This window comes from Chitinophaga sp. G7 BAM 1005, assembly GCF_057126945.1.
This window is the reverse complement of record NZ_CP181478.1, coordinates 5,764,830-5,790,451: the sequence shown is the minus strand read 5'-3', so window position 1 is coordinate 5,790,451 and position 25,622 is coordinate 5,764,830. Positions and strand designations below refer to the sequence as shown.

The following is a 25,622-nucleotide window of genomic DNA, read 5'->3' as shown; positions in this document are numbered from 1 at the left end:
CAAATCGGGAGTATTCACACTCAACAAAACTGCATGTGATGTCATTGGTTTACGGGGGGGGGGATTCATTAATCCTGCACCAGGACGAGGAAGATCCTGAAGCCTGGTACCTCGAAAAAGCAAGCAGTAACGGCAATGGCTTCCAACTGCGCGGAAAGGATATAAAGAATGGCCTTTCTTTTAACAACACCACGCTTGCAAGGACGATCATGGAAAGTGTTGATTATTCAGCACAAAGTGGAAAGATCCTTATCGCTGGAAAGCATACAGAATTTGGGAAAAGAAAATTATGGGGTCTTTTAACAGCCTCACTCAAACACAGAGAAGAATAGATATGCAGATAATCGAACATCCTACGGAGTTTCATATACGCTTTGATTTCGGTCAATGGTTTAAGCGAGATATGGCGGCAGTAAAAGCATTGCCGGAAGCAAGGTGGTTTCCTCCCAAAAAAGTATGGAGGGTACCCGCCTACGCGAAAGCTGAAGTATATGCCCTCCAGGGCACTCATAAAGCGGAGTTAATACACGCGAAGAACCTTACCCCAGAGCTGATTGGAGATCTGCCAGAAATGCCTGAATTAGAAATAGACCTGCCTTTAAAAGCGGAGCTACGACCATACCAGCGACAGGGGATTGCCCGGGGGATGGAACTGCGGCGCCTAATCATAGGTGATGAACAAGGCCTTGGAAAGACACTACAAAGTATCGGCATTGTGATTGGCCTGAATGCATTCCCCTGCCTTGTAATTTGCCCGTCATCTACTAAAATGAACTGGCAACGTGAATGGACAAAGTTTTCTGGTAAGCGGGCAATCATATTGGATGATAAAACAAAGAACACCTGGCATCAGTACTGGGCAGTAGGGATGGTTGATGTTTTCATCACTAACTATGAAAGCCTGAAAAAATTCTTTGTCGCCAGCATGCCGGAGAAAAAAGGAAAGGCCATGCAAGGGTTGCATAGCAGCAGCATTATAATGAAAGACACCATCGATCTGTTTAAGTCGGTGATAGTCGATGAAAGTCACCGCTGTAAAGATCCGGGTACCATGCAGAGTAAGCTTACGCTGCGCATCTGCCATAAAAAAGAAAACGTTCTACTGCTTTCTGGTACACCTGTCGTTAATAAGCCTACTGATTTGTTCCCGCAACTTGCAATAATGGGTCATGCCAGTACCTTCGGCGGCAGAAAAGACTACCTGGATAGATACTGCGAGGGCGGTAAGGGCGCCAATAACCTGAAAGAGCTCAATTACTTACTGAACAAGCACTGTTTTTTCCGCCGGGAAAAGAAGGATGTGGCCAAGGATCTGCCGGAAAAACAGCGGCAAACTATCATATGCGACATCACCACCAGGATAGAATATAACCGTGCAAAAACAGAGTTTGCTGCCTATCTGAAAGAACAGGGCTGCGATGATCGGGAGATTGCCAAAAAGCTCCGCGGCGAGATCATGGTACGCATGGGCAAACTGAAGCAAATATCCGCCCGGGGTAAACTCAATGAGGTTGCCGAATATACTGAGGAAATACTCGAGGCAGGTGAAAAGCTGATACTATTCTGTAGTCTGCATGAGATTGTTGATGAGCTGCTGCGATTATTCCCAAAAGCTGTCACCATCACGGGCCGTGATGATATGTACACCAGGCAGCGTCACATCGATGCATTTCAGCAGGATCCAAAGTGCCAGCTTATTATCTGCAATATTAAAGCTGCCGGCGTCGGCATTACTCTTACCGCTTCCAGCCGGGTGGCTTTTGTGGAATATCCCTGGACATATGCTGACTGCGTTCAGTGCGAAGATCGCGCCCACCGCATTGGCCAGACTAACAATGTAATGTGTACCTACTTCCTGGGCGGCGACACAATAGACGAGCGACTTTTCGAGATTATCATGGAGAAGATGCACATCGGCAATACCATCACAGGCGCAACTGATCAGATGGAAATGTCTATGGTGGATAAAATGTTAAACCTGTTTAATATTTAGAGATATGGATAACGAAACTCTTCAAAAGAAGTACGACCGGCTCCTGAATCTTGCCCGCAAAGTAAGGGGCCACCAAAAGGAATACTTCAAATATCGGGCATCAGCTGACCTCGAAAAATCAAAACACTGGGAGCGGCAGCTTGACCAGTTTATAAAAGAAGAAGTCGCAACCAAAGAATCGAATCAGCAGGAACTATTTTGATATGGCCAGACCAACGAAACAAGGGATTGACTACTTCCCCCTGGATGTAGATTTAGATAAGGATGATAAACTGCAGATGATAATAGCGGAGTACGGCTATAAAGGAGAGGTTATATACACAAAACTCTGTTCGTGGATCTACAAACACCAAGGTTACTATATAGAGTGGACTGAGATGGAGCAATTGAAGTTTGCAAACCGCGTTTCCTATATTTTGGGGAATTCGCAAGTGAACCTGATTAATTCAGTAATTGCGAAATGTGTTAAGTGGGGATTGTTTGATACCTCCCTCTTTAATATGTTTCATATCCTTAGCTCAAAACGCATTCAGGAAACCTGGTGGGAGGCTACACGAAAGAGAAAAGAGAGGGAAATAGATAATCAGATTTGGCTTTTAGGAGTAAATGACGGATTAAAGGCGGAAGAAACGGAGTTAAAGGCGGAAGTTATAAACAAAGTAAATAAAAGTAAAGTAAAAGAAACTAAAGAAGAGAAAAATACGCCGGAAAACCCGTTACCACCTCCGGTGGTGAATGATCTCCTTTCTGATTTAAAACAGGAATACGGCAAACTGGAGAAAGAGAAAAAGGAAATATTTCTGTTTATCCGTAAAAATAATCCGATGTTCATCGAGCCGTACATAGACCTCTGGAACATCTTTGCAGCTACCCACTCCTTGCCTAAAATCACTACCATCAACAAAAAACGGAGGCAACATTTCTCAGTCCGGATTAAGGAGCCTGGTTTTGATTTTCCTGAAATACTCAGAAAGGCCAAAACATCTGACTTTTTGCTGACTGGTAGCTGGTTTGGGTTTGACTGGCTGATAAAAAACGATACGAATTATTTGAAAGTCCTGGAAGGAAATTACTGTAAACCTAATACATCGCATGATGCAAAAACAGATGAATATTCAGAAAAACGAAAGAAGATCGAGGAAAGAACGAGGAAGCTCTCAGGCGATTGATTTTTCCAGCATGGCGTATGGCAAAATCCCTCCGCAGGCAAAGGAATTGGAGGAGGCAGTACTGGGTGCGGTAATGCTCGAACCGGAGGCTTTCGACGTGGTTGCAGAGATCCTGCGGGCTGAAAGTTTCTACGTCGAATCACATAAGCGGATTTTCGCAGCGATGACAGGTATGGCTAAGCGACAAATACCCATCGATATTCTCACCGTCACCCAGGAACTTATGCAACTGGGTGAGCTGGAACTGATCGGGGGCCCATACACTGTAATGCAGCTTACCAATGGGGTAGTATCCAGCGCTAACGTAGAGGCACATGCCCGCATTGTCCAACAGAAGTTTCTGCAGCGAGATCTAATCCGTATCGCCGGCGAGATACTTACAACAGCGTTCGAGGATACCACTGATGTGTTCGACCTACTTGACAGTGCCGAAGCTCAACTCTTTAATATCACCAGCGGGCACCTTAAATCGGAAGTCTCTCGGGCCAGATCAGTCTACGACAGGGAAATATCGGAACTGATTAACCGTATTGACAAGAAGGAAGATATCACCGGTGTGCCATCTGGTTACAGAGCACTGGACCGCCTAACATACGGTTGGCAACCCACAGATCTGATCATCATCGCGGCCCGGCCTTCCGTGGGCAAAACAGCATTTGCACTCAACCTGGCAATGAATGCAGTATTCAACGAATATCGCAGTACCGGCGCCGCCGTCTTCTCTCTGGAAATGTCCAAAGGTCAGGTTATGCAGCGTATGATATCAGCTAAAAGCGAAATCCGGCTGGACCAGGTAAAGCGTGGCCGGCTGGAAGACCAGGAGCTGAATGTGCTGATGACTAGGTGCAACTCCACGCTGCGGGAAGCTCCCATCTTCATTGATGATACCCCTACCCTCAACATCTTCGAGCTGCGGGCTAAATGCCGCCGGCTGGTCCATAATCAGGGAGTGGGTATTATCATCATCGACTACCTGCAGCTCATGAGCGGCGCCGGCGAGAGAAATGGTAACCGGGAACAGGAGATCAGCAAAATTTCCCGGGACTTAAAGGCGCTGGCAAAAGAGCTGCACGTCCCAGTAATCGCGCTTTCGCAACTTAGCCGTGATGTTGAGAAGCGAGCCGGCAACAATCCGCAGCTGAGCGATCTGCGGGAATCGGGCGCCATTGAGCAGGATGCCGATATGGTAATGTTCCTCTATCGTCCGGATTACCAAAAAGAACCAGGCGAGGTAGATCCGTCCATTGTTGGGGATGTGAACGTAAAAATAGCGAAGCACCGTAACGGAAGCCTGGATACTATCGCGCTGAAAGCGGATCTGGCCATCCAAAAATTCATGGATCTGCCCTTACCGTTTCAACAGCCATCGCCGGCCAGGATGATTCCCATGCAACAGGCCATGCAGAAATTCCAGATTGATGAGCCGCCAGCGATTGATTTTGACGAAGAATTACCATTTTAAAACACGAGTCATGTCTGGCAAAATAATTCTGCACTATAATCACGGCAAAACAAAGGAAGCGGAATATATCGATAAGCATCATCGTCGGATTATCATCCGTCGTTGGTCATTGAATCACAAACTACCTGGAAAGAACCATTATATAACCATAATACCCGAGATGGAAAATGAGATCGGCACGGATGAAATTAACGGAACTGGAGAACAGCAAGGTTGCCCGAATCAACAAGGAAGTTATTGCAGCCTTGAAGAAGCCAGAGAAAAAGAAGCGCAGATCACCGCTTCCTGGGGAACGTTGTCAGCAGGCGCAGTGGATGTGGGGGCAGCTGGCCGCCTGGTCTCTTTCTACCGGTATCCAGGCGGTAGATGAATATAAGTTCTCCAGCGAAAGAAAGTTCCGGTTCGATTTCGCCGTACCGTCCTTGATGATCGGCATTGAGTACGAGGGGCTGATGAGCGAAAAGAGTGGGCACACTACCCTGGCGGGCTACACGAAGGACACTGAGAAGTACAATCTGGCTACGGCAGAAGGCTGGCGCGTAATCCGGTTTACCGTTAAGAATTATAGATCAGTTATTTCAGAACTCGAAAAATTCATCCCATGAAACGCTTTACGTCTGAAGAAGACCAGTATCTGAGAGATAATTATATGACCATACCAGCTACACGGCTATCAAAGAACCTGGGCCGATCTAAGGCCGTCGCCCGACAGCGTATGATATTATTGGGACTTATAGTTCCTCCGGACATTATTCAAAAGTTCAAAGAGGAAAGCAGGATCAAACCAGGCAGCATTCCACCGAATAAAGGCAAGAAGCAATCGGAGTATATGTCGCAAACGGCGATTGATCGGACAAAAGCAACTCGTTTTCATAAAGGGAATTTGCCTCACAATACTAAAGAGGACTTTGAAATTAGTATTCGTCCTGATAAACGAGGTGTAAGGTATAAATTCATCCGGATTGGACTCGGGAAATGGGTTGGGCTTCACCGGTATAACTGGGAGCAAATGTATGGCCGCATTCCACCAAGAATGAATTTGATTTTCAAAGACGGAGATACCCTGAACTGTGAAGTATCCAACTTGGAACTTTTATCCAATGAGGAACTGATGCTCCGCAATACCGTGCATAATTACCCTAAACCTATTGCCCAGGCAATACAGCTGCGCGGCGCTTTAAACAGGCAGATTAATAAACACTTAAATAAAATCAATAATGAAAAACAAAATAAGTGACCTCCGGGATCATATGTTCGCAGCTCTTGAAAGGCTTTCCAACGAAGAATTAACCGAAGATGAACTTAAAACGGAAATAGAAAGAAGCCGAGCTGTTTCTGAAGTCGGGAAGGTGATTGTTGAATCGGCTAAGACGGAGGTACTTTATGCTAAACTCACCCGTAAACGGGAATTTGAACCAACTAAGTTTCTGGAGGTCGGTGAGGATGAAGAAAAAAAGATCGAAAGGCCACCAGCGGTTTACAGTAACTCTACCCCTATGGGAATAGCTGGCGAATAATATCGAAATAGAAAAAGTATTAAATCATGAATCAAAAAATATGCAAACATCCTGATGGGTGCCAGAATAGACCAAGTAAATGCCTGGCGGAGGGTTGCCTTCATCCGGATGCGCAGGGGAAACACCTTTCTCCGGAAGAAGTAGCAGCAGAGAAATATCTGCAGAAACGATACGATATGGATTACGTCCCGGAGCACTGGACTAAAGCAGTGGCAGGTTATGCTGCGGAGAAGGACGAGATATCAAAACTGAAGGAGATAGAAAAGAGTCTGCAGCTGAAAGAAGCACAGCGGATATTTGTCGATTACCTCACGGGAAAAAGCAGCCTTCGCCTTCTAAAGGCTGACGCGAGAATATTTCTACACAATATGAAAACAACCGGATCGGAGGCCGGGAAAGATGGGCATTGAGGAAAGAATTTTTTATGCCCTACTATGGGCTTTTATCTGGTATATGATCTTTAAACCAAAACGCGGAACCGGAAGCGACACCGGGAAATGAAATGGAAGAAAAGAAGCACAAACATTTTGCGGATCTGGAACGTGCCAGCATTGAAATGACCGGTGAGCAGTTTTCCGGATTACCGATTCTGGATACTGAAGTAAAAGTGAATGGTGCGCCTATTTGCTGGATTACGTGGTCAGAGAAAGAATCCTTTCTTTCTGAACTACAGCGGGTCATTGATAAGTATAAAATTTAACCGCGCCTGCTCCGGTACCAGGTAAATAATATGAAAGAAAAAATATCAGCGCTCAAACAAATTCTGGTGGATCTGCAGGCTGAAACCCAGCATCCCCCTGAAGTAAATGACAGCTTTATAAAGGGGCTTAACATTTTAACGGATATGGAGACTATGCTGAATCCGGCTGTCGTCCGTATAGTGAGCCGCGATGAAAAGCAGCTCTACGCAACCGTTAAAGACAACATTGACGGCGACAGATGGATATTGGGGCCGGCCAGAGATGGCGGTATGTCTGCCGTGCTGGAATGGATCACCGCCGAACTTGAAGACACGGATGATGAAGACGCTGTGGAGACGCAGTATACCATCGGCTTTGTAATGATGTCGGAGGAGGAAGCAGCTATATTACCAGAACCTTAAAGTATTAACAATGAAACTATTAAACAAAGTAACCTTTGAAGAGGTAAAAGAGAGCAAAAGCGAGACTGTGTATTATTCCAGCCGCACATTTTGGTGGACCGATGATCCGGAAGATCTGCAAAAGTCAAAACCACTGCCAGCGCACCTGGTTCCGGAAGGAATGGATCCGGCCACCTACGGTACAAACATTCCCTGTGATATTTTCGGGTGTCCGTTGTTCCAGATTGAAAAGGAAAAATGGGTTGGCGATGTAACCAAGATCGAAGGACATTATGGCGGTGTACCGGTGCTAATGGCTATGCACCATAAAAACTTCACGCCTGATATCGGTGATTCAATCCGATCATTTGCCTTGAAGCAGACCTTCATCGATGCGATTGCAAAGCAACAGGCTGAGTTGATGCAAAACGCCCAGCCCCCCAATTCTTAGCACCGATACTATACTATTTGATATAAATTTCGTACAAATAGTATCTTTGAATCATGGCATTAACTGAAAAACAGAAGCGTTTTGGAGATGAGTACCTTGTCGATCTGGTAGCAACGAAAGCTGCTATTAGGGCGGGGTACTCTCCTGCGTCTGCCTATTCACAGGGTCACGATCTCCTGAAAAAACCTGAAATGCAGGCTTATCTGGACGTGAAACGCAAAGAATTACAGGAAAAGACCGGCATTACAGTGGAAAAAGTGCTCCGTGAATTCGCCCGTGCCGCCTTCTTTGATCCTCGCCAGCTTTATACTGTTGATGGTGCATTGAAACCGGTCCGCGACCTTGATGACGATACTGCTGCTGTAATAGCCGGCCTGGAAGTGACGGAGGAAAATATCTCCACTGCGGCAGATAAGTTATTAAGCGGCTGCACGAAAAAAGTAAAGTTCGTTGATAAGATCAGGGCATTGGAGGGTATCTGCCGGATCATTGGCGTGTCTGTCGAGAAACATGAGCATACCGGTAAAAACGGGGCGCCGATTCAAACTGAAACAGTAATAAGGGTAGTACGTGCAAAACGAGATAATTCTGGAACTGGAAACCCTGCTGCCTCACCAGCAGCGGCTAAAGGACGAGGCAAAAAGGTTTAATGTAGCCTGTTGCGGTCGTCGTTTCGGAAAAACGGTGCTGGCCCAGGATCTACTATTGGAACCGGATAATGATAGCAACGGAGCTTTAAACGGTTTCCCGGTGGCATATTTCGCTCCTACGTATAAGATGCTTATGGAGGTATGGCGGGACATCATCGCTACCTGCCGGCCCATCATCCGCACTAAAAATGAACAGGAAAAGAGATTGGAGCTGATCACCGGCGGAGTAATTGACTTTTGGAGCCTGGACAATATTGATAGTGCCCGCGGTAGAAAGTACAAGCGGGTCATAATCGATGAAGCGGCGATCATTGCTAACCTAAAGGATGCCTGGCAAAAGTCAATCAGACCGCTTCTAACCGATTACCAGGGCGATGCCTGGTTTTTTTCTACACCGAAGGGAAAGAACTATTTCCATGAGTTATTCACAAATGTTGAAAAGTTCCCGAATAGGTGGATGTCCTGGCAGTTGCCGTCATCAATGAATCCCGTTCTTCCACGTGAGGAGCTGGAGGATGCCCGGAAGGAACTGCCAGCGCTTGTATATGCCCAGGAGTACCTGGCGCAGTTCGTGGTAGATAATATTACGCAATGGCTATATGCCTTCGACGAGACAAAGCATGTTAAAAAGCACCTTCCGTTCATTGTTTCCCATCCAGTTCACCTGGCATGGGATTTTAACCGGGAGCCTTTGACATGTTCAGCCTGGCAGTTTTCGCCGGTAATGGGCATGCCATCAAGTTTTATTCATGGTATCCGGGAGTTTGGCGAGAACATGCAGCTAAAGGAAATGTGTATGCACATCAAAAGCACCTTCCCAGGGTCTGTGTTATTCGTAACAGGTGATAGCTCGGGCAATAAGGGTGATATCGGTTACGAAAGCAGGCATGACACTGCCTATTCACTGATAGCAACGTATTTGAAACTGGGACGCAAGCAGATGCACCCTAATACCAGCAACCTCACGCATGAAAACAGCCGGCTGCTCATGAATACGATGTTTCAGAACTATCCCAACCTGTTTATTGATGGCACACACTGTCCAAACCTGATCAACGATTGCAATATCGCAACAGTGGATCCAAATAAGCCGCATCATTTGCTGAAGGACCGCGAGCTATACAAAATGGACTTCTTTGACGGTGGCAGGTACTTATTTCAACGATACTTTCAGAAGTTCGCACATAAACGATATTTCAAAATTTTACAATCTCATAACGATGAATAATATTTCAAACCGCAGCCTGCGCAAGGCCAGTAAAACACTTAAAGAACTTGAATGTAGGGACATGCCGCGACAGGATCTGCATGCATATCTCAAGGTTAGCGAAAACGGCGAGTATCGTGTCGTTATCTCAATGGACCAGCAGCCCATCAGTTCCGGCACAGTTCATTCTCTTTACGGACGACCATATGTTAAATGGAATACCCCCGTGCCTGACAACTTGCACAGAATCTGTAACCAGTTGACCGCCCGACTGATTTTTGAATACGAAAACCTTTAAATAACCAATCATGCTACCAGTAACATTTCCCGAGCAGAATTTTATATTTAGAAAGCCATCAGGCATGACAGACGAAGAATGTAGTGATTTGCCCGTTTATAAAGGGCAATGGCCAGATGGTTCCCCAACAATCATTAGTGTGTGGCAACTTTCCAAGGAAGATTTGGAAGAAATACAGCGTACAGGTCGTATTTATCTGTCAATCGCGGGGCATGGCATGCCCCCTGTTTCGTTATTCACCGAAAATCCGTTTAAACAATGACATTACAGTTTAAAGACAACCCGAACTACCGACCCGCGTTCATAATTGAAGGCACCGGCACCACGTTTTACGAGCCAGCAAATGATACCGCCTACCATCAGTCGCGGTATGTAGCCGCCGGCGCCATCAATTATTTCGCCAATGCCGGCATAACGGTAGATCTCCTGGTCAAAATCCTGGATGAAATGGAAAAGTCCGTCAACGCCAATAAGCTGAGCGATGTCGCGGTATGGATCAATAACCTGCGGTACCGCACAAAGTACCCAGTAGATGAAGATGCCGCCATCCGGCTCGGCCTCGTGTTTTATTTCATACCTGGTGAGGATCCAAACAAAGTAGAACCTCATTGGACTGAGCACAAACTGAAGCTGGTTAAGGAGGATCCAGCGGCTTACAGTTTTTTTATGAACATCGGGATGCAAAGCTCTCCTCTATACAGAGAATTGGAGCAGGCAATTTCCCCGATCAGTTTACAACAGAGAAGAAACGATCTGGAGGCGCTGACACCACGCCCGTTAGCCTGATGGTTGATCAGCTGTACGATAGCTACACCCAGCAGGCAATGATCATGGCGCAGGGCGATATGCAAAAAGCCGATTACCTGCTGGATTGTACCTGGTACGAATACCTGCACCGCAGAAAAAGCTATCAGAAGTATGCAGAGTGGTATGAGGCTGAACTGAAGAATGCGAAAAAGTGATTACTTTTGATATCAAGTAGGCGTGCGAGCGCCTTAATAAACATCGTAGTAGGCCTCTTCCTGCCTTAAATGGATACTCACAATCCAAACTACTACGATGGCGGATGTAATAGATATAGTTCACAGACTTACTTACGACGTAGATGCCAAGGAAGTCGAAAAGGCTACGGCGGCCATTGGCAATAATCTGAAGAAGATTGAAGACCTCCAGGAGGCCAATAAAAAACTGGCGGAAGAAGCAAAGAAAGCCGGATCCGCCCAGGCAGCCGCAGCCCAGCAGGCAACGCAGGCAAACAATCGCCAGATAGCCACGCTTACAAGAACAGTAGATGCCCAGGTGGGTGCTTTAGCCACACAAGCGGCTGCATCCACTGCCAGTACCACTGCAACTGTTGCAAATACCGCAGCAACCGCAGCAAATACCGTTGCCGCCACCGCCAGCGCTACGGCCGTAACTGCAAATACCGCCGCCGTTGTCACTACGGCTGTAGCAGAGACCGCAGCCACTGTTACCACAACAAGGTTTAATGCAGCTTTATTGCGGTTATATGCCACTCTCGGGCCTATGCTTCTCAGCTTTGCTGCTGCAGCTGCTGCTGTTATAGCGCTTCAGGGTGCCACCTATCTTTTGGGGAAGGCGATTGAATACATTACCGGCGCCAATAGTGATGCTGCTAAACGACAAGCGGTCCTCAATGAAATAAATACCAAAGCCGTAGATATCTACAGCAAACAGGCAGCAAAACTTGAGCTAATGCGTTACAAGCTTGCTGATGCTTCTGTAACAGAAAAGGATCGGCTCCAGATTATAAAAGACTATAATAGGGAGGCTGATGCCGCCAACCGGATAGACAGTACTCAGGTCAACAACCTATCTGAAATAAACAGACTGATAGATGCTCAGATTGAGCTAATTAAAGAACGGGCCATTGCGCGTGCAGCCGAGGCAGTAGTGGCAGAGAAATATGAGGCCTTATTCAAAGCTCAAGTCCTCTTTGATAGTGCCCATCCCGAAGCTGCTGAAAGGAATTTAAAGGACAATGTGAAGAGGGCCGAAGTTATCGTGGATGATGCGACAAAGAAACTGGGCATAAAGAACAGGAACTTTACCAAAGAGCTTTTAGCTGTATCAGACCTTCCGAAAGAGGAACTGCAAAAGATGGCAGTCAGCGCCGAGAGGTTCAAAGTGTTGCTGGATGACCAGACCCGGGGTAAGCTCCAGGTAATTCAAAAGAACCTTGATCGCATCAAAGCTTACCGAGAAGGTACCCATGAGGGAAGCAGTGGTACTGCTGCAGGTCAGGCGACTCTGGATGAATTGCGTAAAGATGCTGAAGATACACTCAGATATGCCGCGTCACTTATTGACCCATCAGCTTTTTCAAAAACTATTAAAACGCGGGATATTGAGAACGTCTTCGCAACCAAATTGGCGGAGCTCAAAGCTAAACTTGCGTCACTTACCGCAGCAACTTTCCAATCAGATGAAACTATCCAGGAAAAGGCCAAAGAGTCGTTAAATAAAACACTGACAGAACTTGATCGGCTATATAAAAACAAAAAGATTACCGCACCACAGCTGGATATCTTAAAGGGGCTGGCCGGTACCATCAGTGACGCCGAGCTCACAAAAGATCTGACCGAGTTCCATAAAAAACGGACGGCGGCACAAAAGAAAATTGATGATGAACTAAATGCCCTGATCCTTGAAGATTCAAAGCAGCGCACGGACTTGATTCGGGATGACTTTGAACGGCAGTCTGCTCTGCTGGATATCGAGTATCAAAGGCAGGTTGAAAGCCTCCAAAAGGCTAAAGATGCCCTGCTTAAAACCAATGCCGATAATAAATCTGCTGGCCTAATCAGTCCCGAAACGGCAAGAAGTAATACCGATGAAATAGAACGGGTATATGCAGACCTGTTTGACAATCTGGTTATACTTATCAACCGGAAGAAGGCAATGCTTTCCCTAAGTGCGTTTGATGAAGCAATTAAGTATGATAAAGTTTACTTCGGCGCAAAAGAGGCTGATATCGCAGAGGAGGCCGCAGCCCGTGTTAAAACAGTTACCGATGCTTATTTAAAGCATACTATATCATATAAGCGCCTCCAAAAGGAACTTACACGAATTGCTGTTGAAGAAACAAATAAAAGAAAAAAAGTCGCCCGGTTACCGGAATTGCAAAATGAACTGGATCTTACTCAACGTAAGCTGGAGGAGGCTCGTACGAATGGTTTATCCAGTAATAGCGAAATAAATGCGATTCAGGCTCGTGCTAACAGCCTTCGTATCCAGATTGCCGATCTGAACAAACAGATTGACGAAGGGGATGTTACCAGTACGAAGAATGGACAAGATGCTAATAATGAAAGATTAAAAGAAAAAATTTCGGCGTATCGCACCTTGATGGATGTCGGTGTTCAGGCCTATCGGGCCATTGCTCAGGCTCAGGAAGACCAGGTTGAACGGGATATTACAGCCCAGGAACAGCGCGTAACCAGGGCGCAGGCTATTGCGGATAGAGGTAATGCAAAAGCATTGCAACAGGAAGAGGAGAGACTTAATAAACTTCAGAAAGAGCGTGAAAAATTTGCACGAACTCAACTTGCCATTAATGCAGCACAAACCCTTTCATCATCCATATTAGCAATAGCTTCCGCAGCGGGTCAGTCTGGTGCAGCAGCTATAGTAATTGTACCTGCCGTGATCGCGGCACTTGCAGCCGGTTTTGCTGCCGTCAAGGCTCTTTCTGTCGATTCACAAGGCTTTCGTGATGGAGTCGTTGATCTTCGGGGGCCAGGCACTCCTACCTCCGACAGCATTCCTGCCAATCTTTCACGCGGCGAATCTGTGGTTACCGCTGCTGGTACTGCGAAACACAAAGAGATTCTGGAGGGCATGAACGCCGGCCGGCAGTATAAGTTTATAGGTGACAAGATCCTGGAAATGTCGCAGGGTACCGGTCTGCAAATGCTACAAAGCGCGCCACTGAAGGGTATTGTGGTAGTAAATAATGGTGGTGGACAGGCAGATAAAAAGATGTTGCAGCGATTGGAAGCAATTGAGCAGGCGGTGCTTTCAAAGCCCACCCAAACCTGGCACCTTGATCGCCGTGGCTTTGTAGCTATGTACCAGGATGAAATAAGTTTTCAGGATAAAATGAAGAAACTATAATGCAGCTCCGCATCTATCTCCGGCATTACCAACTCTTTGATGAGAACAACGCTGCCATCTTTTACGATGGCAGCAGCCCGGCAACACTTAAAACGTTCGCCGGCCAGGTACCGCAACATGAATACGTAGAATACACCCAGTATTGTGATGGCCTGGATAAGCTGCGCCTCTCCTGGGCAGAGCGGGAAGATAATAAAGGTAGCAACATCCAGACAGGTGTTTCCAATCAGTTCACTTTTTACGGTAAGGCTTATACCTTCCTAAAAGAATGGCTCAATGATCATGTTGCGGCGCCATTAAACGGTATCGAAGCCGTGATCGAGGATTATGGCTGTGGAAAATACTCCTCTTTCCTGATTAAAAACGATGGATTGCGCTACTGTGATGACGATACTTGCCAGATCGATGTAACACTGAAGCAGGCGGATCTACCCTGGGCGTGTATCCAAAAGACCCTGATTACTGATAACTGGCAGGGATGGTTCCCTACAGCTGCAGAGCCGTTGAATGCAGGCAAAAAGCACCCCCGTTTTACATACTGCGACGAGTTCCGGCCGGCCTTCTTCCTCGGTTTGTTATTCTCGTGTATCTCCATGATTGCGTTACCGATGTATATCTTATCCATTACACTTATTCCGGTGATCCTGGCTATCATAACCATTGTTTCAGTTGTAATCCGCAAACTCCGTAAGCTGAGGGATCAGCTGAAGGATATGACCGGCTGGGGACCGGTAACCCATGCCATTCAAAATATGTACCTGAACGCCGCGGGTTGCGGCCGGGAAATGCCGGCGCCACTCGTGCGGGATTACATCGCCAATGTATGCCAGAAATGCGGGATACAGTTCAGTAAGGAGACAATTCCGGTGTTTTTCGACCCGGCATCCGCCTATTATAATCTTACCTGGTACCAGGCGGAATTACAGAAGGGCGTCCATAAAGATAATGGCGATACATATTGGCTCGAAGGTAATGATCCGTTACTTACCCTCGATATGATGTTAGATAAGCTAAAACCGGCTTATAATAGCAAATGGCGCATAGTCGGCAATACACTCTTTTTTAAGCGGAAGGATAAATTCGATAATACCATCGTTTTTGACTTCACCGGTGCTGATGCTGATAAAATAGTCGGCTACATCTGTTATGAGTGGAATGGTGAGAAAAAGCCTGCCTACGCGAAGGCATCTTACACCCTGGATCCTACCGACACAGTTGGCAATGATGCCGGAAGCCGGTTTAACACATATGTGGAGTTTAACAACCCGATAAACCCAATGCTAGAAGGCGACATGAATAAAACCATTGAGTTTGCGCCGGCGCGATTCCGGTTTGATGGTGTGGACAGCGACTATATAGAAGATGCCGGCAAAAGCATGATCGATCTTACCGGTAATCTACTGGAGTTGATCACACATAACTTCCGTGATGCCTTCCGCAGTGTTTCCAAAGGGGTACTCCTGGTGAAAGATGATAGGGTAATTACTCCCAAACTACTTATTTGGGATGGACGAAGCTTTAATGATGCTCGGGTGGTGGGCCAGTATGGCTGGGACAGCTCCTTCCCACAAAAGAATCCGGTTTACAACCTGGATGGCCGTGATTACGGCCAGGTGCATGCCAGTGATATCGGTAGAAGCGATACCTGCGATCCTACCTGTTTTAAAGAGTATTCCACCATTTGGAACTATCCGATGGTGTTTGATGAGATGTTCCTGGGAAACCTATGGGATGGCTTCCACCAGATTGATGATCCCCGGGTGAATCCATTAATGAATAAAGCATGGACGGCCACTATGGAGCTTTGTTGCAGTGATGCGGAGCAACTTGGAGTATTTAATGACACAAGCCAGGTTAAGATTGGTGCCCAGGTCAAATTACTTGCGGACGGATGGTATAACACCGGTCGCATCACCGGTATTGAAATAAACTACGATCCTACGGCCCAGGAAGGCCGTTATATCCAGTTAAAAGGAACTCTATGATACTACACAAGGAATGTTTGCCGATAGAGCGTAAATGGAATGATAAGCCATATTGCTATCCCTTTGTGTACCCCTGGGAGGTGCAGCTAACTGATCACTTTGGACTGGAGCATCTTGCCAGCCAGGACTATGATCTTCAGATTGAGCTGGTAGATGATGATGGCATGACTGCGGGCGTGATCACCAGCAGCTTTGATATTACCATCGGCCAGGATAGCGATGATAAGAATGTATTCGTGGCAGTACTGAAGGAATTTCCGCAGACAATGCCTACCAATTTTCGGTTAATGGTTACTATCTCTACCATCACCGATATAGTTTACCAGCAAGTAACTGAGTCCTATGTTTTCCTGAATGATCAGTGTGTAACCGCCTTTGTGGTGCCCAATACAGATTGGGCATTAATAGCAAACGGCGGCCGCCTGATCATAAACGACAGCAGCTATGCCGTAACAATTACTGGTGTGGGTCTGCCAATCGGGTTTACTTTCGGAGTCAATGGCGCCAGGCAGGAAACCAGTATTGCTGCCGAGGCAGGCCTGGCTTATGAGATTTATGGTGAAGATGCGGACGGCAGCCGCATAGATTTTGAAAATGCTGGAACCGTTTGCAGTAATGGCGAGGGCTTGTGTGGCAATTCATCCCTTCTCCTGGAAGGTGTATTTGATTGTGCGGCGCCCGATGGGAAATATACCGGCAGTGTGCTGCCTTTTGGTGACGAAGATCCTGATATCAGGTACCGGTACCTTTCAAGGGTTTTTGCAGATCTGCTGCAGATGCCCGCAGACATCACCAGGACCATTTCCTTAAATTCCAAAACCCAACGTACCGAAAGGATACGTCGGTTCCAACTCATTGCATATGTGCCGCTTCCTGGCTGGCATAAAGATGAAGTAGAAACGTTGCTGATGGCTTCGCGCATTATGATCCAGGGCGAGGAATACGTTTTTACCAACGGCAAGCCCTTTGACCGAATGGGTGTTATAGGCACTTCCGGATGGTGGCTGAAAGCCGACTTGGAACAGGTGGTAGAACGTAAAGAGTATAGTTGTGAGGTAGTGTGTGTCACATGCCTGAAGCCTACAGATCTGTACTTTTCTATTCTTCCGGATACCTGTGATCCGCTTACTGGTCTACAGGCGGTCGTAACAGCCAACCCTGACGGGGAAACGGTTAAGTTGGTGGTATCTGCCGGCAACACCGCAGCAGCTACTGCGTTTAAAATCGGATACCGGAAGCAAGGAGATCCTGCATTCATATATATATCACCTAACCCGATCGCATTGCCCTATACCGTGGACGGCCTTGATAACGCCGTGTATGAAATCGAGGTGACAAAGATTACGCAGGATGATACCTGCGCGCCAATGACGGCTATTTCAAATGCCACAGAACTCAATCCGTTTGACTATCTGGTAGTGCGATATCTATGGACTGATCAGGATGGCCGTGATCTGGATACATTCACCGGGTTTATAAACACAGGTACGGTATACGATAATGATTGGGTAGGATACGGTCAGGGTGACCCGAAGGTACCTGCAGGCGCCGCAGATGATGTGGCATATTTGTATTGGGCCAGTGATAACACCCAGAGCGGTGTTGAGGCGGTAATGATGAATTTAAAGCAGTTTGTGCTTGAAAATACCGGTACCCCTACAGAAATACAGGTCCGCATGAATGCAGTTTGGTGGGCCCAAAGGTTAAACGGTAATGTAGGCGTGCAGCTTACTACCTACCTGGGTGGTACCATGAGTAAGGTGGGTTTTGATTTTGTAAATACAGGCGGTGTGCAGGTAGATCAGATCACGCTACAAACAAATGTCAATGTACAAAGCACATCTGCCAATATTGTTAACAGTAAGGATGTGGCAATCGTGAGGTACAATAAAACAACAAAAGCAGCTACAATTCAAATCATATGATCAAACGAGTGAAACTTGGTTGGAAGGCTATGCCGCGGGCAACCAGATATGAGTTGCAATACCGGGAAGTGGGTACCACCGTCTGGAGTGCGCTTATTTCCACAATGGTAAATCACGTCGAGGTAAACCTTGAAACCGGCAAGAGCTACCAGTATCGGGTGCGAACGATTTGCGGCACTGATGTGACGGATTGGGTTTACCTGGGAGTAAACGTTTATACCAATGATGGTATGTGCGTTACACCTGCCGGAATTCTGGTAGAGCAGCTGCCTGACAGTTACGATTTTGTTGTCTCCTGGGTAAATACCGGAGCCATAGGCTGGAATTTCCGCTACCGCAGGCAAGGTGACCTTACCTGGCAGACTACATCGTTGACGGAGCCGCAGGTAACCCTTACTAACCTTGTGATTGGAGCTACCTACGAATACCAGGTGCAGTCTATTTGCGCCGGCGCCGTAATAAGTGATTGGGGTAACTTAGGCATCATTGATGTGCGGAATTCTACCGGCACGCAGAGCTGTCCTTTTGAGTATGAAGATGAGTTTACTGGTACATTGATGGGAAGGAAGGACACTAGCAACGCAATAAACATTTCCGGTAATATTACCTATGTCTCAGCAGATCCACTACCTGCGGCCGGTGACTTTATTATAGTGGGCACTGTTGCATTATGCTGTTCTCCGACCAGCGATGTAACAATTTCTATCACCGCTTCAGGCTTTACAGGAGAGCTGACAATAACCGCAGCAGGGCAACTTAACCTTTACATCGGCTCCTACACTGGTACTCCGTCTCTTAACTTTACAATCTCTGGACTGACGTACCTCGGATTCGACGGTACATGCCCACCAATCGGCGGTGGAGGATCGAACGAAATTAACGGCGCCATGACCTACATGTGTAGCAGCAGCGGCGCGCAAGGAATAGCAATTATTTCTATCACTTTCCCGGCGCCCACTCCAGCTCCTATTGTGTTGCTTATTGGAATATTGGAAAATACCCGGTATCTGGGATCTGACATATTCTCACCACCTCCCGGGTATACACCAGTACTCCCCGATGGCAGTAAGCCTTACCTGATCAATATTCCTGCAGGTGTAACCTCATTTACCAGCAGCGGAAATATTGTACAGAAGGGATATAGCAACGATGGTGTGCATGTATGGACCTGTCATGGCACAAGGGTTATAACAGATATTTACCTGAAGGTTGACAGCCCTTCCACATATGTAGCCAACCTGACGCTTACAAATGGCGGCATAACACTGCATAACGTGTAATTATTTCCTACCTTTGGAAAACAAAATGTAGGTGCGCGATCACCTCAAAAACATCGTAGTAGGTAATTCTCCCACCTGAAAGCGGATCTACTTTTCACTTTCAAACTTACTACGATGTCTCTTTGCAATTCAAACTGCACCGACTTCACATTAACATCAATTCTCTCCGCCAATTGCGGAATGGAAGAAAGAAAGCTCTGGGTTAAACGCCTTGGCTTTTACAAGTGCGATATTACGATTCCCAATCCTTACGCCTGCGCGGATCTGGAAGCTCTTATGGCGCCGGTTGCACCAGGTACGCCGGGCCTTGTATTTACCAACGAGCTGCAGGATGCGATCTGGGCGGAACCCACGAAGGTAACCCGCGAAATTAGCGATAGCCGGCCCGAGTTTGAGATCACCGCTTCACGCGACCTCGACTTTAAAGATCGTATTGCCGTCGATTTTGACGCCCTGGGCGCGGCATCCCCTTTTGCGGATTATACCTGGTGGAAAAATATCCGTAACCTGAAAAACAGGCTCAATATTCTGATTCTTTGGAGCAACAATAAAATCACAGTGCCCCGTGTTGAGGGTAGTCTGGAAGGTCTGCCCAACACCTTCGATATCTACCTGAATTACGAAAAGGTGCAGAATGGATTTATTGTTGAGTTCAAACAGGGTAAGGCTCGTTTCCTGGGTGATCCATTGGACTTTACCGTTCCTGGTATCGACCTTTCTACCTGCCCGACCCTTGCCGGTTTATATTAATCATTAAGGGAGTGGAAACACTCCCCTTTTTCATTTTCATATGCCTGAACTGAATAATAGCACCGTCGTTGGTTACCTGAATAATATTTTGCCTAATCCGCAAAAAACAACGCTGGAAAAGTGGAAGGATGTATTCCTGGAGATCTCGCTGCACACCAAAGGTGCCCGCCCAAAATTCAAGGATCCATCCTCCAATAATGGCTTGGAAATAACTCCGCCCAGGTACCTGGGTGAGGATTATCAGAAATTGTTTGAGCATTATTTGATGGCACGGCATCCCCGCGAACCTGAAGTTACCCGTAACTGGCGATACAGTCAATATCGGGCCTTTACAAAGGCTCCATTCGGTATGCTTACAGATATCCTGCGTGGCGCTATTTTCCAGGACAGCCAGTATACCCTTACGCTTCCTGATCAGGAGGACCAGGAATACATATGGGGTAATAACTTCCAGGGCAAAAACCTTATAACTTATTTTTCAGAAATACTTCTTCCGGCAATTGTTGAGGATCCTAATGGATACGTCGTACGTATTCCCTCGAAGCCGTGGTATGAACAGACTGCCCCGAAAGTTGAAGTAGAGATTTTCTTTGTAAACTCAAAGGACATCGTTTTTTCTGGAAGCGAGGACTTTGTTTTTAAGCGGGGCACATTTGCATACTGGATTACAAAGAAGGTCATTGTAAGGTATCGGCAAAATGAAGGAAAGCAATACGTAGTAGAGCCGGAAGGGTATTACGCAACTTTGTTGGGCAGACTGCCAATATCCATCGCTGGTGGAGTTTGGAATACTGAAGGATACTACGACAGTTATTACGATAAGGCAGTAGCGGCTGCAAACGAGTACGTTTCGTCTTTTTCCGCAGAACAAATGATCGATAAGGAAGCCAGCCATCCTTACATTACGCAGCTCGAAGATGATTGTCCGGATTGCCAGGGAACTAAACAGGAAACCTTTCTTGACGAGAATTCTGGCTTACCAAAACAGCAGGCCTGCAGGAAGTGTAATGGTAAGGGTACAATTTCCATCAACCCTTCCGACAGGATTACAGTAAACATTGATGATTGGGACAAGCTGAAAGACGGTGCTGTAAAAATTACCAATCCGGATACTACGATAAATAAGTACCACAGAGATAAGAATACGCAGATCATGGAAATGATCCTACGCGCATTGAATCTGTTAAACATCGATGCTGCGCAATCCGGCACAGCGAAGGCAATCGACCTGGAAAAGCTACACACCTTCATTTCCGCAGTAAGCAACAATGGATTTGATAATATTCTTTATCCTACTGTTCAGGATTTTGTCGCTTACCGGAATGTAAAAGCTACGCCCACAGGTACGGTGCCGCATGTATATGATTTTGTGCTTATTAAGCCTACACAGTTCCAGATCAAGTCCGCCGCTGATCTCATGCTGGAGCTAACTGATAGTACAAAGGGTAATATACCTGGTTACATCCGGAAGAAGCAGGTGACCGAATTTGTGGATAAGCGTTTTGCCGGAGATGACGCATTCCAGAAAAAAACACAGGTAATTGCTGAACTTGATGATTTGTATGTATTTACACCGGATGAGCTGATGACCCAGCGGACAATGGGGCAGGTCCAGGTACCGGATTTAATTTTTAGTCGTAAATTGCCGGGCATCCTGGACGATTTAATCAGGGAAAAGGGCAGCGAATGGTTTATTCAGGCGAAGATTGAGGACATCAAATCTCTCGTTGATCAAGCCATGATCCCTTTCCTGCAGGTTAAAGATTTTGCCTTAAAGGATGACAGCGGCAATCCAAAAGATGAAGAAAATTGATAACTTCTTAGAACTGTATGCATGGTGTGTAAATAACACCATGACCGGCAAATCCGATGCAGTGCATGTTATGCACCTATATCGGGTTAACAGGTTTGTAGGAGATGATCAGCGGTTCTACCCATATGGATTGCGTCTGCTTGACTATAGGGGCAATGAACTCACCGAAACCTTCTACATGCAACAGTTCATATATTTTGAGATATATCTGAACTGATCTCCGCATGGCAAAACAACGGCAAAAGAAAGACTACAGCCACATTACCGAAGATTTAATAGAGCATCTGGACTGGATACAGTCCACCATTGATGATTTGGATACCACAACGGTTGGTGTCCAACAACAAATATCTGCCATGTTGCAACGGCAGGTCACCAACTTTGAAATCAAAAACGGCGCCTTTGTGCCCTCTCAGGATCTTCGTGCGCGCTTGCTTAACATAGAGGAGAAATTTGAAAATATCCTCACCGGAAAAGTTTATACAAACGCCGTTAAGGACTACCTGACCACCTTTACGACCATCGCAGACAAGAATGCCATGTTGCATAATGATTACAATGATCTGGAAGTGAACATGAAACTACTGGATCCGGCACGGCAAACTGTTTACGATCAGGCAAAACAGGCTTTGTACGGATCTGGTATCCGCCAGGTCTACCAGGAGCCGGTGAAACATATGCTTCTGCAGCAGGTTACCACCGGTGGAACTATTTCGGATATGGAAGCCATCATTCAGCGTTGGAATACAGGTGATCTATCCGGCAGCAAATCACCTACCGGTAAGCCGATTCCCAGCCTTAACCAATACGCAACCCAGCTGGCCCGTGATACAAGCTACCAGTTCAACGGTACGGTAAATGAGATCATAAAGGACGAATATGGGCTGGAGGGTATCCGGTATGTGGGTGATATTATAAAGGATAGCCGACCGCTTTGCGTATACCTTGTAAAGCTACGGAGGGATATTTCGGAAAAAGACCTTGCTGAATTATTGGAGCGTAACGACCTGAAACCTGGTAGGATTCCCGGTACGACTGTAAAGAATTTCTGTACATACCGTGGCGGATATTCATGCCGTCATCAGGCGTTTCCTGTCCGCATGAAACGGGCGCAGGAAGAAAAGCCGCAACCGCAAAGAAGGGGATCATTTTCACAAAATGATATCGAGGCATTACGTGCGAAGAATGTAAGCATTACGCTGGACGGCGCAAATAATGATGCCAGGGTAATTCAAATAATCAATAACAAGATGCCGAATTTCAACCCGGTTGCACTGATCGATAAGTTTGATGAAATAGCCGGTCAGTATGGTGTTAAATGGGGCGCCAGAAACTTTGAATTGGTGGATGATCCAGGTCCAAACGGAGATTTCATGTATTTCGAGAACTTCGGAGCCTACGATGGAAAGCAGGTAACAATGAATCGAAGATTTTATCAGAAGGAAGGCAAGCCTTTTGGCGTATATCACAGCCTCTTTACTGTTCCCCCAAAGCTGCAGGGAAATAATTTCAGTAAGGAGCTGTTTTCCTCACTCCTGGATGAATACAAAAATATAGAGTTGAAGGAAATTACGGTTACAGCCAATATCGATGTTGGTGGCTACGCGTGGGCGAAGTATGGTTTTGAAGCAAAATATCCTGATGAAGTGGCAGGGATACTTAATAGCATTGAATCGAAGATCACGGAAGGTGGTGGGAAATATACGGTGGTCGATAAAAAAGGCGGAAAATCTCAGATAACACTGAAGGAGTTTAACCGCATTGAGAAACTTGTTACAGACCGGTATGATAAATATCCGGACCAACCCTTCCCGATGAACACTTTGAGCAACAGGAAGTCAGGAAAGGCCGTTTTATTGGGCAGTTACTGGTCCGGAGTGCTCGATATGACTAAGAAGCGGAAACTTCGTATCTTTGAGGATTACCTAAAAGGACGATAATGGCAAAATTTAATCTCCAGGAGGCAAAGGCCAGGGCGAAAGCGAACCCGCCTAAGCGGACCGGCAAGGACGAGTTTACAGAAGAAATGCACGAAGCTTTTTCGTTATCTGAGGATGATGAGAAACGTGCCGCTGTATTCGCATATCTGGAAATGCTATTGTCTAACCCCGAAATGGCTGGCCCCGAAGAAATGGCCGCATATGGCATTACAACTGATGATATACGTAAATATCGTCCGGACTTCCTTTCTGAGTGATCTTCTCTTTTTTGCCTTATATACTACAAATAGTAATAAATTTGTTACAAAAAGTATAAAACATGGAAAAGGTTAAAGTAACGTACTCGCCGAAAGATGCCAAGATTATTAAGGATAATCCGGGCAAGTCTCCTTATGATCTGCAGGCGCTAGGCCTGTCCTCAAAGGGGTTTGAAAAGTATATGACCCAACAGTCAACAGGTGCCGAACCTATTGCAGATCCTGCCTTAGAAGATGAAGGAGAGGAAAAAGACCCAGCAGCAGGTGAGGATCCAAATGTTTATCAGGAACCACCTGCAGACCTCCAGGAGGAGCCGGCGGGGGATGATGAATTTAAAGGAGAAATACCGCCGGCACCAATCCCGACAACTACTCCGCTTGTGCCGAAGATCACTCAGATAAAACAACCCCAAACACCTGTGTCCACAGTTAAACTGTTGCCCAATCAGGTGCTGGTACAAAGCCCAACAGGTAAAATAAATCCGATGGGGCGGGAATTCGCGGAGAAACTTGTAAAAATGGACCCTAAATATAAAATTATTCGTTGATGGCAAAAGTTAGTAAGGCGTCTGCCGAAGCGCCAGCAGCAGGTGAAAACACCGAATCAGTACCTTCGGCCCAAACACCCCTTGTACCATCTACGGTTATACAACTGGAAGATCCGGGCGGCAAGGCAACCGAGCACATAAAACTCAATTTCGGTGAAGTATTGGTGGTTTCTCTGACGGATGGGCAGGAAACCGGTACTCCTTTTAAGGTAAGCGCCTCGACTTACGAAAGGTATTATAGCAATGAGGCAAAGTTCCGTTTAAAAAAAACTTTTCAACCGTAAAAACATATGGCACGTTTAAAACTTTCCGCAGCACAGGCGCTGCAACTTATTCAACAACTGGGGGTAGATGCAGAACTTGTGGCAGATGACCAGGCGTCAAAAGACCTGACGTTCGATGAAGCAATAGCAGCCGTGGATGAGTCCAGGGGGAAGATTCTCCGTCCGGATATTGAAGCTGAATTGCGTACCGAGCTCAGTGCATCAATAGCCGGAAAGCACGGTGGCGAACTTCGCGCCCACCTGCGTCGTCTTTCAGGGAATGTCCTGAAATCTTCAGATCTGAAGGACCTGAAGGATGAAGAAGCAATTCAAAAGTTCCTTGAAGTGATGGTAGGGCAGAAAGACCAGTCGCTCGAGGAGATCCGTACGCAGATGCAGACCGCATTGAGCGAGGCAGAAGCAGATAAAGCACGGGCACTGGCCGAGAAAGACACTGCTTTAAACACCTTAAAATCTAAATATACCAACAAAGAGATCGTCTCTTTGCTGATGGGTGATCTTAAAAGCGTTCCGCTTACTGGTGGTGATATGGCAGTCCTTTCCGATATCGCAAAGGACTATATAGGCAAAAAGTATCATATTCACTATGATGAAGCCAAAAACAAGATTGAACTCCGTGACCTCACCAACCCGGAAAAACCGGCACTGAATGGACAGTTAGCAGTCCAGGTGAAAGACGTGCTTACAGATTTTGCAAAATCTACTGGCATTCTGAAAACGGATATGCGTGATGAGGATCCCATCACCCATCTGAACAATGACGGCAAAGGTGGCGGATCTGGAGGTACCTCTTTCAATGCGCCTGGCGACTTTGAAAAGGATATGCAATCCTTTGAAGCGCAGTTACAATAATTTTTTGCCTTCCATAATACTAT

The 25,622-nt window shown here is 46.4% G+C and carries 29 protein-coding genes; 28 read left to right on the top strand and 1 reads right to left on the bottom strand.

The window, feature by feature from the left end:
* Positions 1-38: 38 nt before the first annotated feature.
* The 23 genes from ACMXI2_RS23035 (at position 39) to ACMXI2_RS22925 (ending at position 21,718) form a co-directional block, all read left to right on the top strand.
* Positions 39-332 carry a hypothetical protein gene (locus ACMXI2_RS23035; protein WP_483778403.1) on the top strand — a complete coding sequence of 98 codons (294 nt, stop codon included), beginning with the start codon at positions 39-41 and terminating at the stop codon, positions 330-332.
* Positions 333-334: 2 nt separating this feature from the next.
* Positions 335-1,993 carry a DEAD/DEAH box helicase gene (locus tag ACMXI2_RS23030; RefSeq protein WP_483778402.1) on the top strand — a complete coding sequence of 553 codons (1,659 nt, stop codon included), beginning with the start codon at positions 335-337 and terminating at the stop codon, positions 1,991-1,993.
* Positions 1,994-1,997: 4 nt separating this feature from the next.
* Positions 1,998-2,195 (top strand): hypothetical protein, encoded by a 198-nt coding sequence (locus ACMXI2_RS23025; protein ID WP_483778401.1) that lies wholly within the window; start codon positions 1,998-2,000, stop codon positions 2,193-2,195.
* A gap of 1 nt (position 2,196) precedes the next feature.
* A complete protein-coding gene (locus ACMXI2_RS23020) occupies positions 2,197-3,162 on the top strand; it encodes a DUF4373 domain-containing protein (protein ID WP_483778400.1) in 966 nt (321 codons plus the stop codon).
* Positions 3,086-4,624, top strand: coding sequence for a replicative DNA helicase (gene dnaB / locus ACMXI2_RS23015; protein ID WP_483778399.1), 1,539 nt, complete (start codon positions 3,086-3,088; stop codon positions 4,622-4,624). Before ACMXI2_RS23020 ends, dnaB begins: the two co-directional genes overlap by 77 nt.
* Positions 4,625-4,806: 182 nt before the next feature.
* Positions 4,807-5,229 carry a hypothetical protein gene (locus ACMXI2_RS23010; protein ID WP_483778398.1) on the top strand — a complete coding sequence of 141 codons (423 nt, stop codon included), beginning with the start codon at positions 4,807-4,809 and terminating at the stop codon, positions 5,227-5,229.
* Positions 5,226-5,861, top strand: a complete 636-nt coding sequence (locus ACMXI2_RS23005; RefSeq protein WP_483778397.1) for an HNH endonuclease signature motif containing protein — start codon at positions 5,226-5,228, stop codon at positions 5,859-5,861. Before ACMXI2_RS23010 ends, ACMXI2_RS23005 begins: the two co-directional genes overlap by 4 nt.
* Positions 5,842-6,141, top strand: coding sequence for a hypothetical protein (locus ACMXI2_RS23000; RefSeq protein ID WP_483778396.1), 300 nt, complete (start codon positions 5,842-5,844; stop codon positions 6,139-6,141). The genes ACMXI2_RS23005 and ACMXI2_RS23000 overlap by 20 nt, the downstream gene beginning before the upstream one ends.
* A 26-nt stretch (positions 6,142-6,167) precedes the next feature.
* Positions 6,168-6,551, top strand: a complete 384-nt coding sequence (locus ACMXI2_RS22995) for a hypothetical protein (protein WP_483778395.1) — start codon at positions 6,168-6,170, stop codon at positions 6,549-6,551.
* Positions 6,552-6,643: 92 nt separating this feature from the next.
* Positions 6,644-6,841, top strand: coding sequence for a hypothetical protein (locus tag ACMXI2_RS22990; RefSeq protein ID WP_483778394.1), 198 nt, complete (start codon positions 6,644-6,646; stop codon positions 6,839-6,841).
* Between the two features lie 30 nt (positions 6,842-6,871).
* Entirely contained in the window at positions 6,872-7,243 is a 372-nt protein-coding gene (locus tag ACMXI2_RS22985; RefSeq protein ID WP_483778393.1) for a hypothetical protein, read from the top strand.
* A gap of 10 nt (positions 7,244-7,253) precedes the next feature.
* Positions 7,254-7,673, top strand: coding sequence for a hypothetical protein (locus tag ACMXI2_RS22980; protein WP_483778392.1), 420 nt, complete (start codon positions 7,254-7,256; stop codon positions 7,671-7,673).
* Between the two features lie 53 nt (positions 7,674-7,726).
* On the top strand, positions 7,727-8,323 hold the full coding sequence (locus tag ACMXI2_RS22975; RefSeq protein ID WP_483778391.1) for a terminase small subunit: 597 nt from the start codon (positions 7,727-7,729) through the stop codon (positions 8,321-8,323).
* Positions 8,244-9,551: a terminase large subunit domain-containing protein gene (locus tag ACMXI2_RS22970; RefSeq protein WP_483778390.1), complete on the top strand. Its 1,308-nt coding sequence runs from the start codon at positions 8,244-8,246 to the stop codon at positions 9,549-9,551. Before ACMXI2_RS22975 ends, ACMXI2_RS22970 begins: the two co-directional genes overlap by 80 nt.
* A gap of 287 nt (positions 9,552-9,838) precedes the next feature.
* A complete protein-coding gene (locus ACMXI2_RS22965; RefSeq protein ID WP_483778389.1) occupies positions 9,839-10,090 on the top strand; it encodes a hypothetical protein in 252 nt (83 codons plus the stop codon).
* Positions 10,087-10,614: a hypothetical protein gene (locus tag ACMXI2_RS22960; RefSeq protein ID WP_483778388.1), complete on the top strand. Its 528-nt coding sequence runs from the start codon at positions 10,087-10,089 to the stop codon at positions 10,612-10,614. Before ACMXI2_RS22965 ends, ACMXI2_RS22960 begins: the two co-directional genes overlap by 4 nt.
* Positions 10,614-10,790 (top strand): hypothetical protein, encoded by a 177-nt coding sequence (locus tag ACMXI2_RS22955; protein ID WP_483778387.1) that lies wholly within the window; start codon positions 10,614-10,616, stop codon positions 10,788-10,790. Before ACMXI2_RS22960 ends, ACMXI2_RS22955 begins: the two co-directional genes overlap by 1 nt.
* Before the next feature lie 97 nt (positions 10,791-10,887).
* Positions 10,888-13,965, top strand: coding sequence for a hypothetical protein (locus ACMXI2_RS22950; protein ID WP_483778386.1), 3,078 nt, complete (start codon positions 10,888-10,890; stop codon positions 13,963-13,965).
* Complete coding sequence (locus ACMXI2_RS22945; RefSeq protein WP_483778385.1) at positions 13,965-15,950, top strand: hypothetical protein; 1,986 nt, start codon at positions 13,965-13,967, stop codon at positions 15,948-15,950. The genes ACMXI2_RS22950 and ACMXI2_RS22945 overlap by 1 nt, the downstream gene beginning before the upstream one ends.
* A complete protein-coding gene (locus tag ACMXI2_RS22940) occupies positions 15,947-17,875 on the top strand; it encodes a hypothetical protein (RefSeq protein WP_483778384.1) in 1,929 nt (642 codons plus the stop codon). The genes ACMXI2_RS22945 and ACMXI2_RS22940 overlap by 4 nt, the downstream gene beginning before the upstream one ends.
* Entirely contained in the window at positions 17,872-19,155 is a 1,284-nt protein-coding gene (locus ACMXI2_RS22935; RefSeq protein WP_483778383.1) for a phage tail protein, read from the top strand. Before ACMXI2_RS22940 ends, ACMXI2_RS22935 begins: the two co-directional genes overlap by 4 nt.
* A gap of 180 nt (positions 19,156-19,335) precedes the next feature.
* Positions 19,336-19,905 (top strand): hypothetical protein, encoded by a 570-nt coding sequence (locus tag ACMXI2_RS22930; RefSeq protein WP_483778382.1) that lies wholly within the window; start codon positions 19,336-19,338, stop codon positions 19,903-19,905.
* 40 nt (positions 19,906-19,945) lie between these two features.
* The gene (locus ACMXI2_RS22925; protein ID WP_483778381.1) at positions 19,946-21,718 is read left to right on the top strand and encodes a DnaJ-like cysteine-rich domain-containing protein; all 1,773 of its coding nucleotides are present in this window, start codon (positions 19,946-19,948) and stop codon (positions 21,716-21,718) included.
* 272 nt (positions 21,719-21,990) lie between these two features.
* Here ACMXI2_RS22925 and ACMXI2_RS22920 read toward each other — a convergent pair whose 3' ends face one another.
* Positions 21,991-22,266, bottom strand: a complete 276-nt coding sequence (locus ACMXI2_RS22920; protein WP_483778380.1) for a hypothetical protein — start codon at positions 22,264-22,266, stop codon at positions 21,991-21,993.
* 702 nt (positions 22,267-22,968) lie between these two features.
* Between ACMXI2_RS22920 and ACMXI2_RS22915 the strand changes: the two genes are divergently transcribed.
* From ACMXI2_RS22915 to ACMXI2_RS22895, 5 genes are all read left to right on the top strand, one after another.
* A complete protein-coding gene (locus ACMXI2_RS22915; RefSeq protein WP_483778379.1) occupies positions 22,969-23,658 on the top strand; it encodes a hypothetical protein in 690 nt (229 codons plus the stop codon).
* A complete protein-coding gene (locus ACMXI2_RS22910; protein WP_483778378.1) occupies positions 23,658-23,915 on the top strand; it encodes a hypothetical protein in 258 nt (85 codons plus the stop codon). The genes ACMXI2_RS22915 and ACMXI2_RS22910 overlap by 1 nt, the downstream gene beginning before the upstream one ends.
* 62 nt (positions 23,916-23,977) lie before the next feature.
* Positions 23,978-24,463 (top strand): hypothetical protein, encoded by a 486-nt coding sequence (locus ACMXI2_RS22905; RefSeq protein WP_483778377.1) that lies wholly within the window; start codon positions 23,978-23,980, stop codon positions 24,461-24,463.
* Entirely contained in the window at positions 24,463-24,747 is a 285-nt protein-coding gene (locus tag ACMXI2_RS22900) for a hypothetical protein (protein WP_483778376.1), read from the top strand. The genes ACMXI2_RS22905 and ACMXI2_RS22900 overlap by 1 nt, the downstream gene beginning before the upstream one ends.
* Before the next feature lie 6 nt (positions 24,748-24,753).
* A complete protein-coding gene (locus ACMXI2_RS22895) occupies positions 24,754-25,599 on the top strand; it encodes a hypothetical protein (protein ID WP_483778375.1) in 846 nt (281 codons plus the stop codon).
* The last annotated feature ends 23 nt before the right edge of the window (positions 25,600-25,622 follow it).

Bases quoted from the DNA above. Each gene is read 5' to 3' on its own strand.
- ACMXI2_RS22965 (WP_483778389.1), top strand. From the start codon at position 9,839: ATGCTACCAGTAACATTTCCCGAGCAGAATTTTATATTTAGAAAGCCA.
- ACMXI2_RS22990 (WP_483778394.1), top strand. From the start codon at position 6,644: ATGGAAGAAAAGAAGCACAAACATTTTGCGGATCTGGAACGTGCCAGC.
- ACMXI2_RS23000 (WP_483778396.1), top strand. From the start codon at position 5,842: ATGAAAAACAAAATAAGTGACCTCCGGGATCATATGTTCGCAGCTCTT.
- ACMXI2_RS22915 (WP_483778379.1), top strand. From the start codon at position 22,969: ATGCCGAATTTCAACCCGGTTGCACTGATCGATAAGTTTGATGAAATA.
- ACMXI2_RS23010 (WP_483778398.1), top strand. From the start codon at position 4,807: ATGAAATTAACGGAACTGGAGAACAGCAAGGTTGCCCGAATCAACAAG.
- ACMXI2_RS22985 (WP_483778393.1), top strand. From the start codon at position 6,872: ATGAAAGAAAAAATATCAGCGCTCAAACAAATTCTGGTGGATCTGCAG.
- ACMXI2_RS22940 (WP_483778384.1), top strand. From the start codon at position 15,947: ATGATACTACACAAGGAATGTTTGCCGATAGAGCGTAAATGGAATGAT.
- ACMXI2_RS22910 (WP_483778378.1), top strand. From the start codon at position 23,658: ATGGCAAAATTTAATCTCCAGGAGGCAAAGGCCAGGGCGAAAGCGAAC.
- ACMXI2_RS23005 (WP_483778397.1), top strand. From the start codon at position 5,226: ATGAAACGCTTTACGTCTGAAGAAGACCAGTATCTGAGAGATAATTAT.
- ACMXI2_RS23035 (WP_483778403.1), top strand. From the start codon at position 39: ATGTCATTGGTTTACGGGGGGGGGGATTCATTAATCCTGCACCAGGAC.
- ACMXI2_RS22975 (WP_483778391.1), top strand. From the start codon at position 7,727: ATGGCATTAACTGAAAAACAGAAGCGTTTTGGAGATGAGTACCTTGTC.
- ACMXI2_RS23025 (WP_483778401.1), top strand. From the start codon at position 1,998: ATGGATAACGAAACTCTTCAAAAGAAGTACGACCGGCTCCTGAATCTT.
- ACMXI2_RS22905 (WP_483778377.1), top strand. From the start codon at position 23,978: ATGGAAAAGGTTAAAGTAACGTACTCGCCGAAAGATGCCAAGATTATT.
- ACMXI2_RS22930 (WP_483778382.1), top strand. From the start codon at position 19,336: ATGGAAGAAAGAAAGCTCTGGGTTAAACGCCTTGGCTTTTACAAGTGC.
- ACMXI2_RS22980 (WP_483778392.1), top strand. From the start codon at position 7,254: ATGAAACTATTAAACAAAGTAACCTTTGAAGAGGTAAAAGAGAGCAAA.
- ACMXI2_RS22935 (WP_483778383.1), top strand. From the start codon at position 17,872: ATGATCAAACGAGTGAAACTTGGTTGGAAGGCTATGCCGCGGGCAACC.
- ACMXI2_RS23030 (WP_483778402.1), top strand. From the start codon at position 335: ATGCAGATAATCGAACATCCTACGGAGTTTCATATACGCTTTGATTTC.
- ACMXI2_RS22925 (WP_483778381.1), top strand. From the start codon at position 19,946: ATGCCTGAACTGAATAATAGCACCGTCGTTGGTTACCTGAATAATATT.
- ACMXI2_RS22945 (WP_483778385.1), top strand. From the start codon at position 13,965: ATGCAGCTCCGCATCTATCTCCGGCATTACCAACTCTTTGATGAGAAC.
- ACMXI2_RS22960 (WP_483778388.1), top strand. From the start codon at position 10,087: ATGACATTACAGTTTAAAGACAACCCGAACTACCGACCCGCGTTCATA.
- ACMXI2_RS22950 (WP_483778386.1), top strand. From the start codon at position 10,888: ATGGCGGATGTAATAGATATAGTTCACAGACTTACTTACGACGTAGAT.
- ACMXI2_RS22895 (WP_483778375.1), top strand. From the start codon at position 24,754: ATGGCACGTTTAAAACTTTCCGCAGCACAGGCGCTGCAACTTATTCAA.
- ACMXI2_RS23020 (WP_483778400.1), top strand. From the start codon at position 2,197: ATGGCCAGACCAACGAAACAAGGGATTGACTACTTCCCCCTGGATGTA.
- ACMXI2_RS22955 (WP_483778387.1), top strand. From the start codon at position 10,614: ATGGTTGATCAGCTGTACGATAGCTACACCCAGCAGGCAATGATCATG.
- dnaB (WP_483778399.1), top strand. From the start codon at position 3,086: ATGATGCAAAAACAGATGAATATTCAGAAAAACGAAAGAAGATCGAGG.
- ACMXI2_RS22995 (WP_483778395.1), top strand. From the start codon at position 6,168: ATGAATCAAAAAATATGCAAACATCCTGATGGGTGCCAGAATAGACCA.
- ACMXI2_RS22900 (WP_483778376.1), top strand. From the start codon at position 24,463: ATGGCAAAAGTTAGTAAGGCGTCTGCCGAAGCGCCAGCAGCAGGTGAA.
- ACMXI2_RS22920 (WP_483778380.1), bottom strand. From the start codon at position 22,266: ATGCAACATGGCATTCTTGTCTGCGATGGTCGTAAAGGTGGTCAGGTA.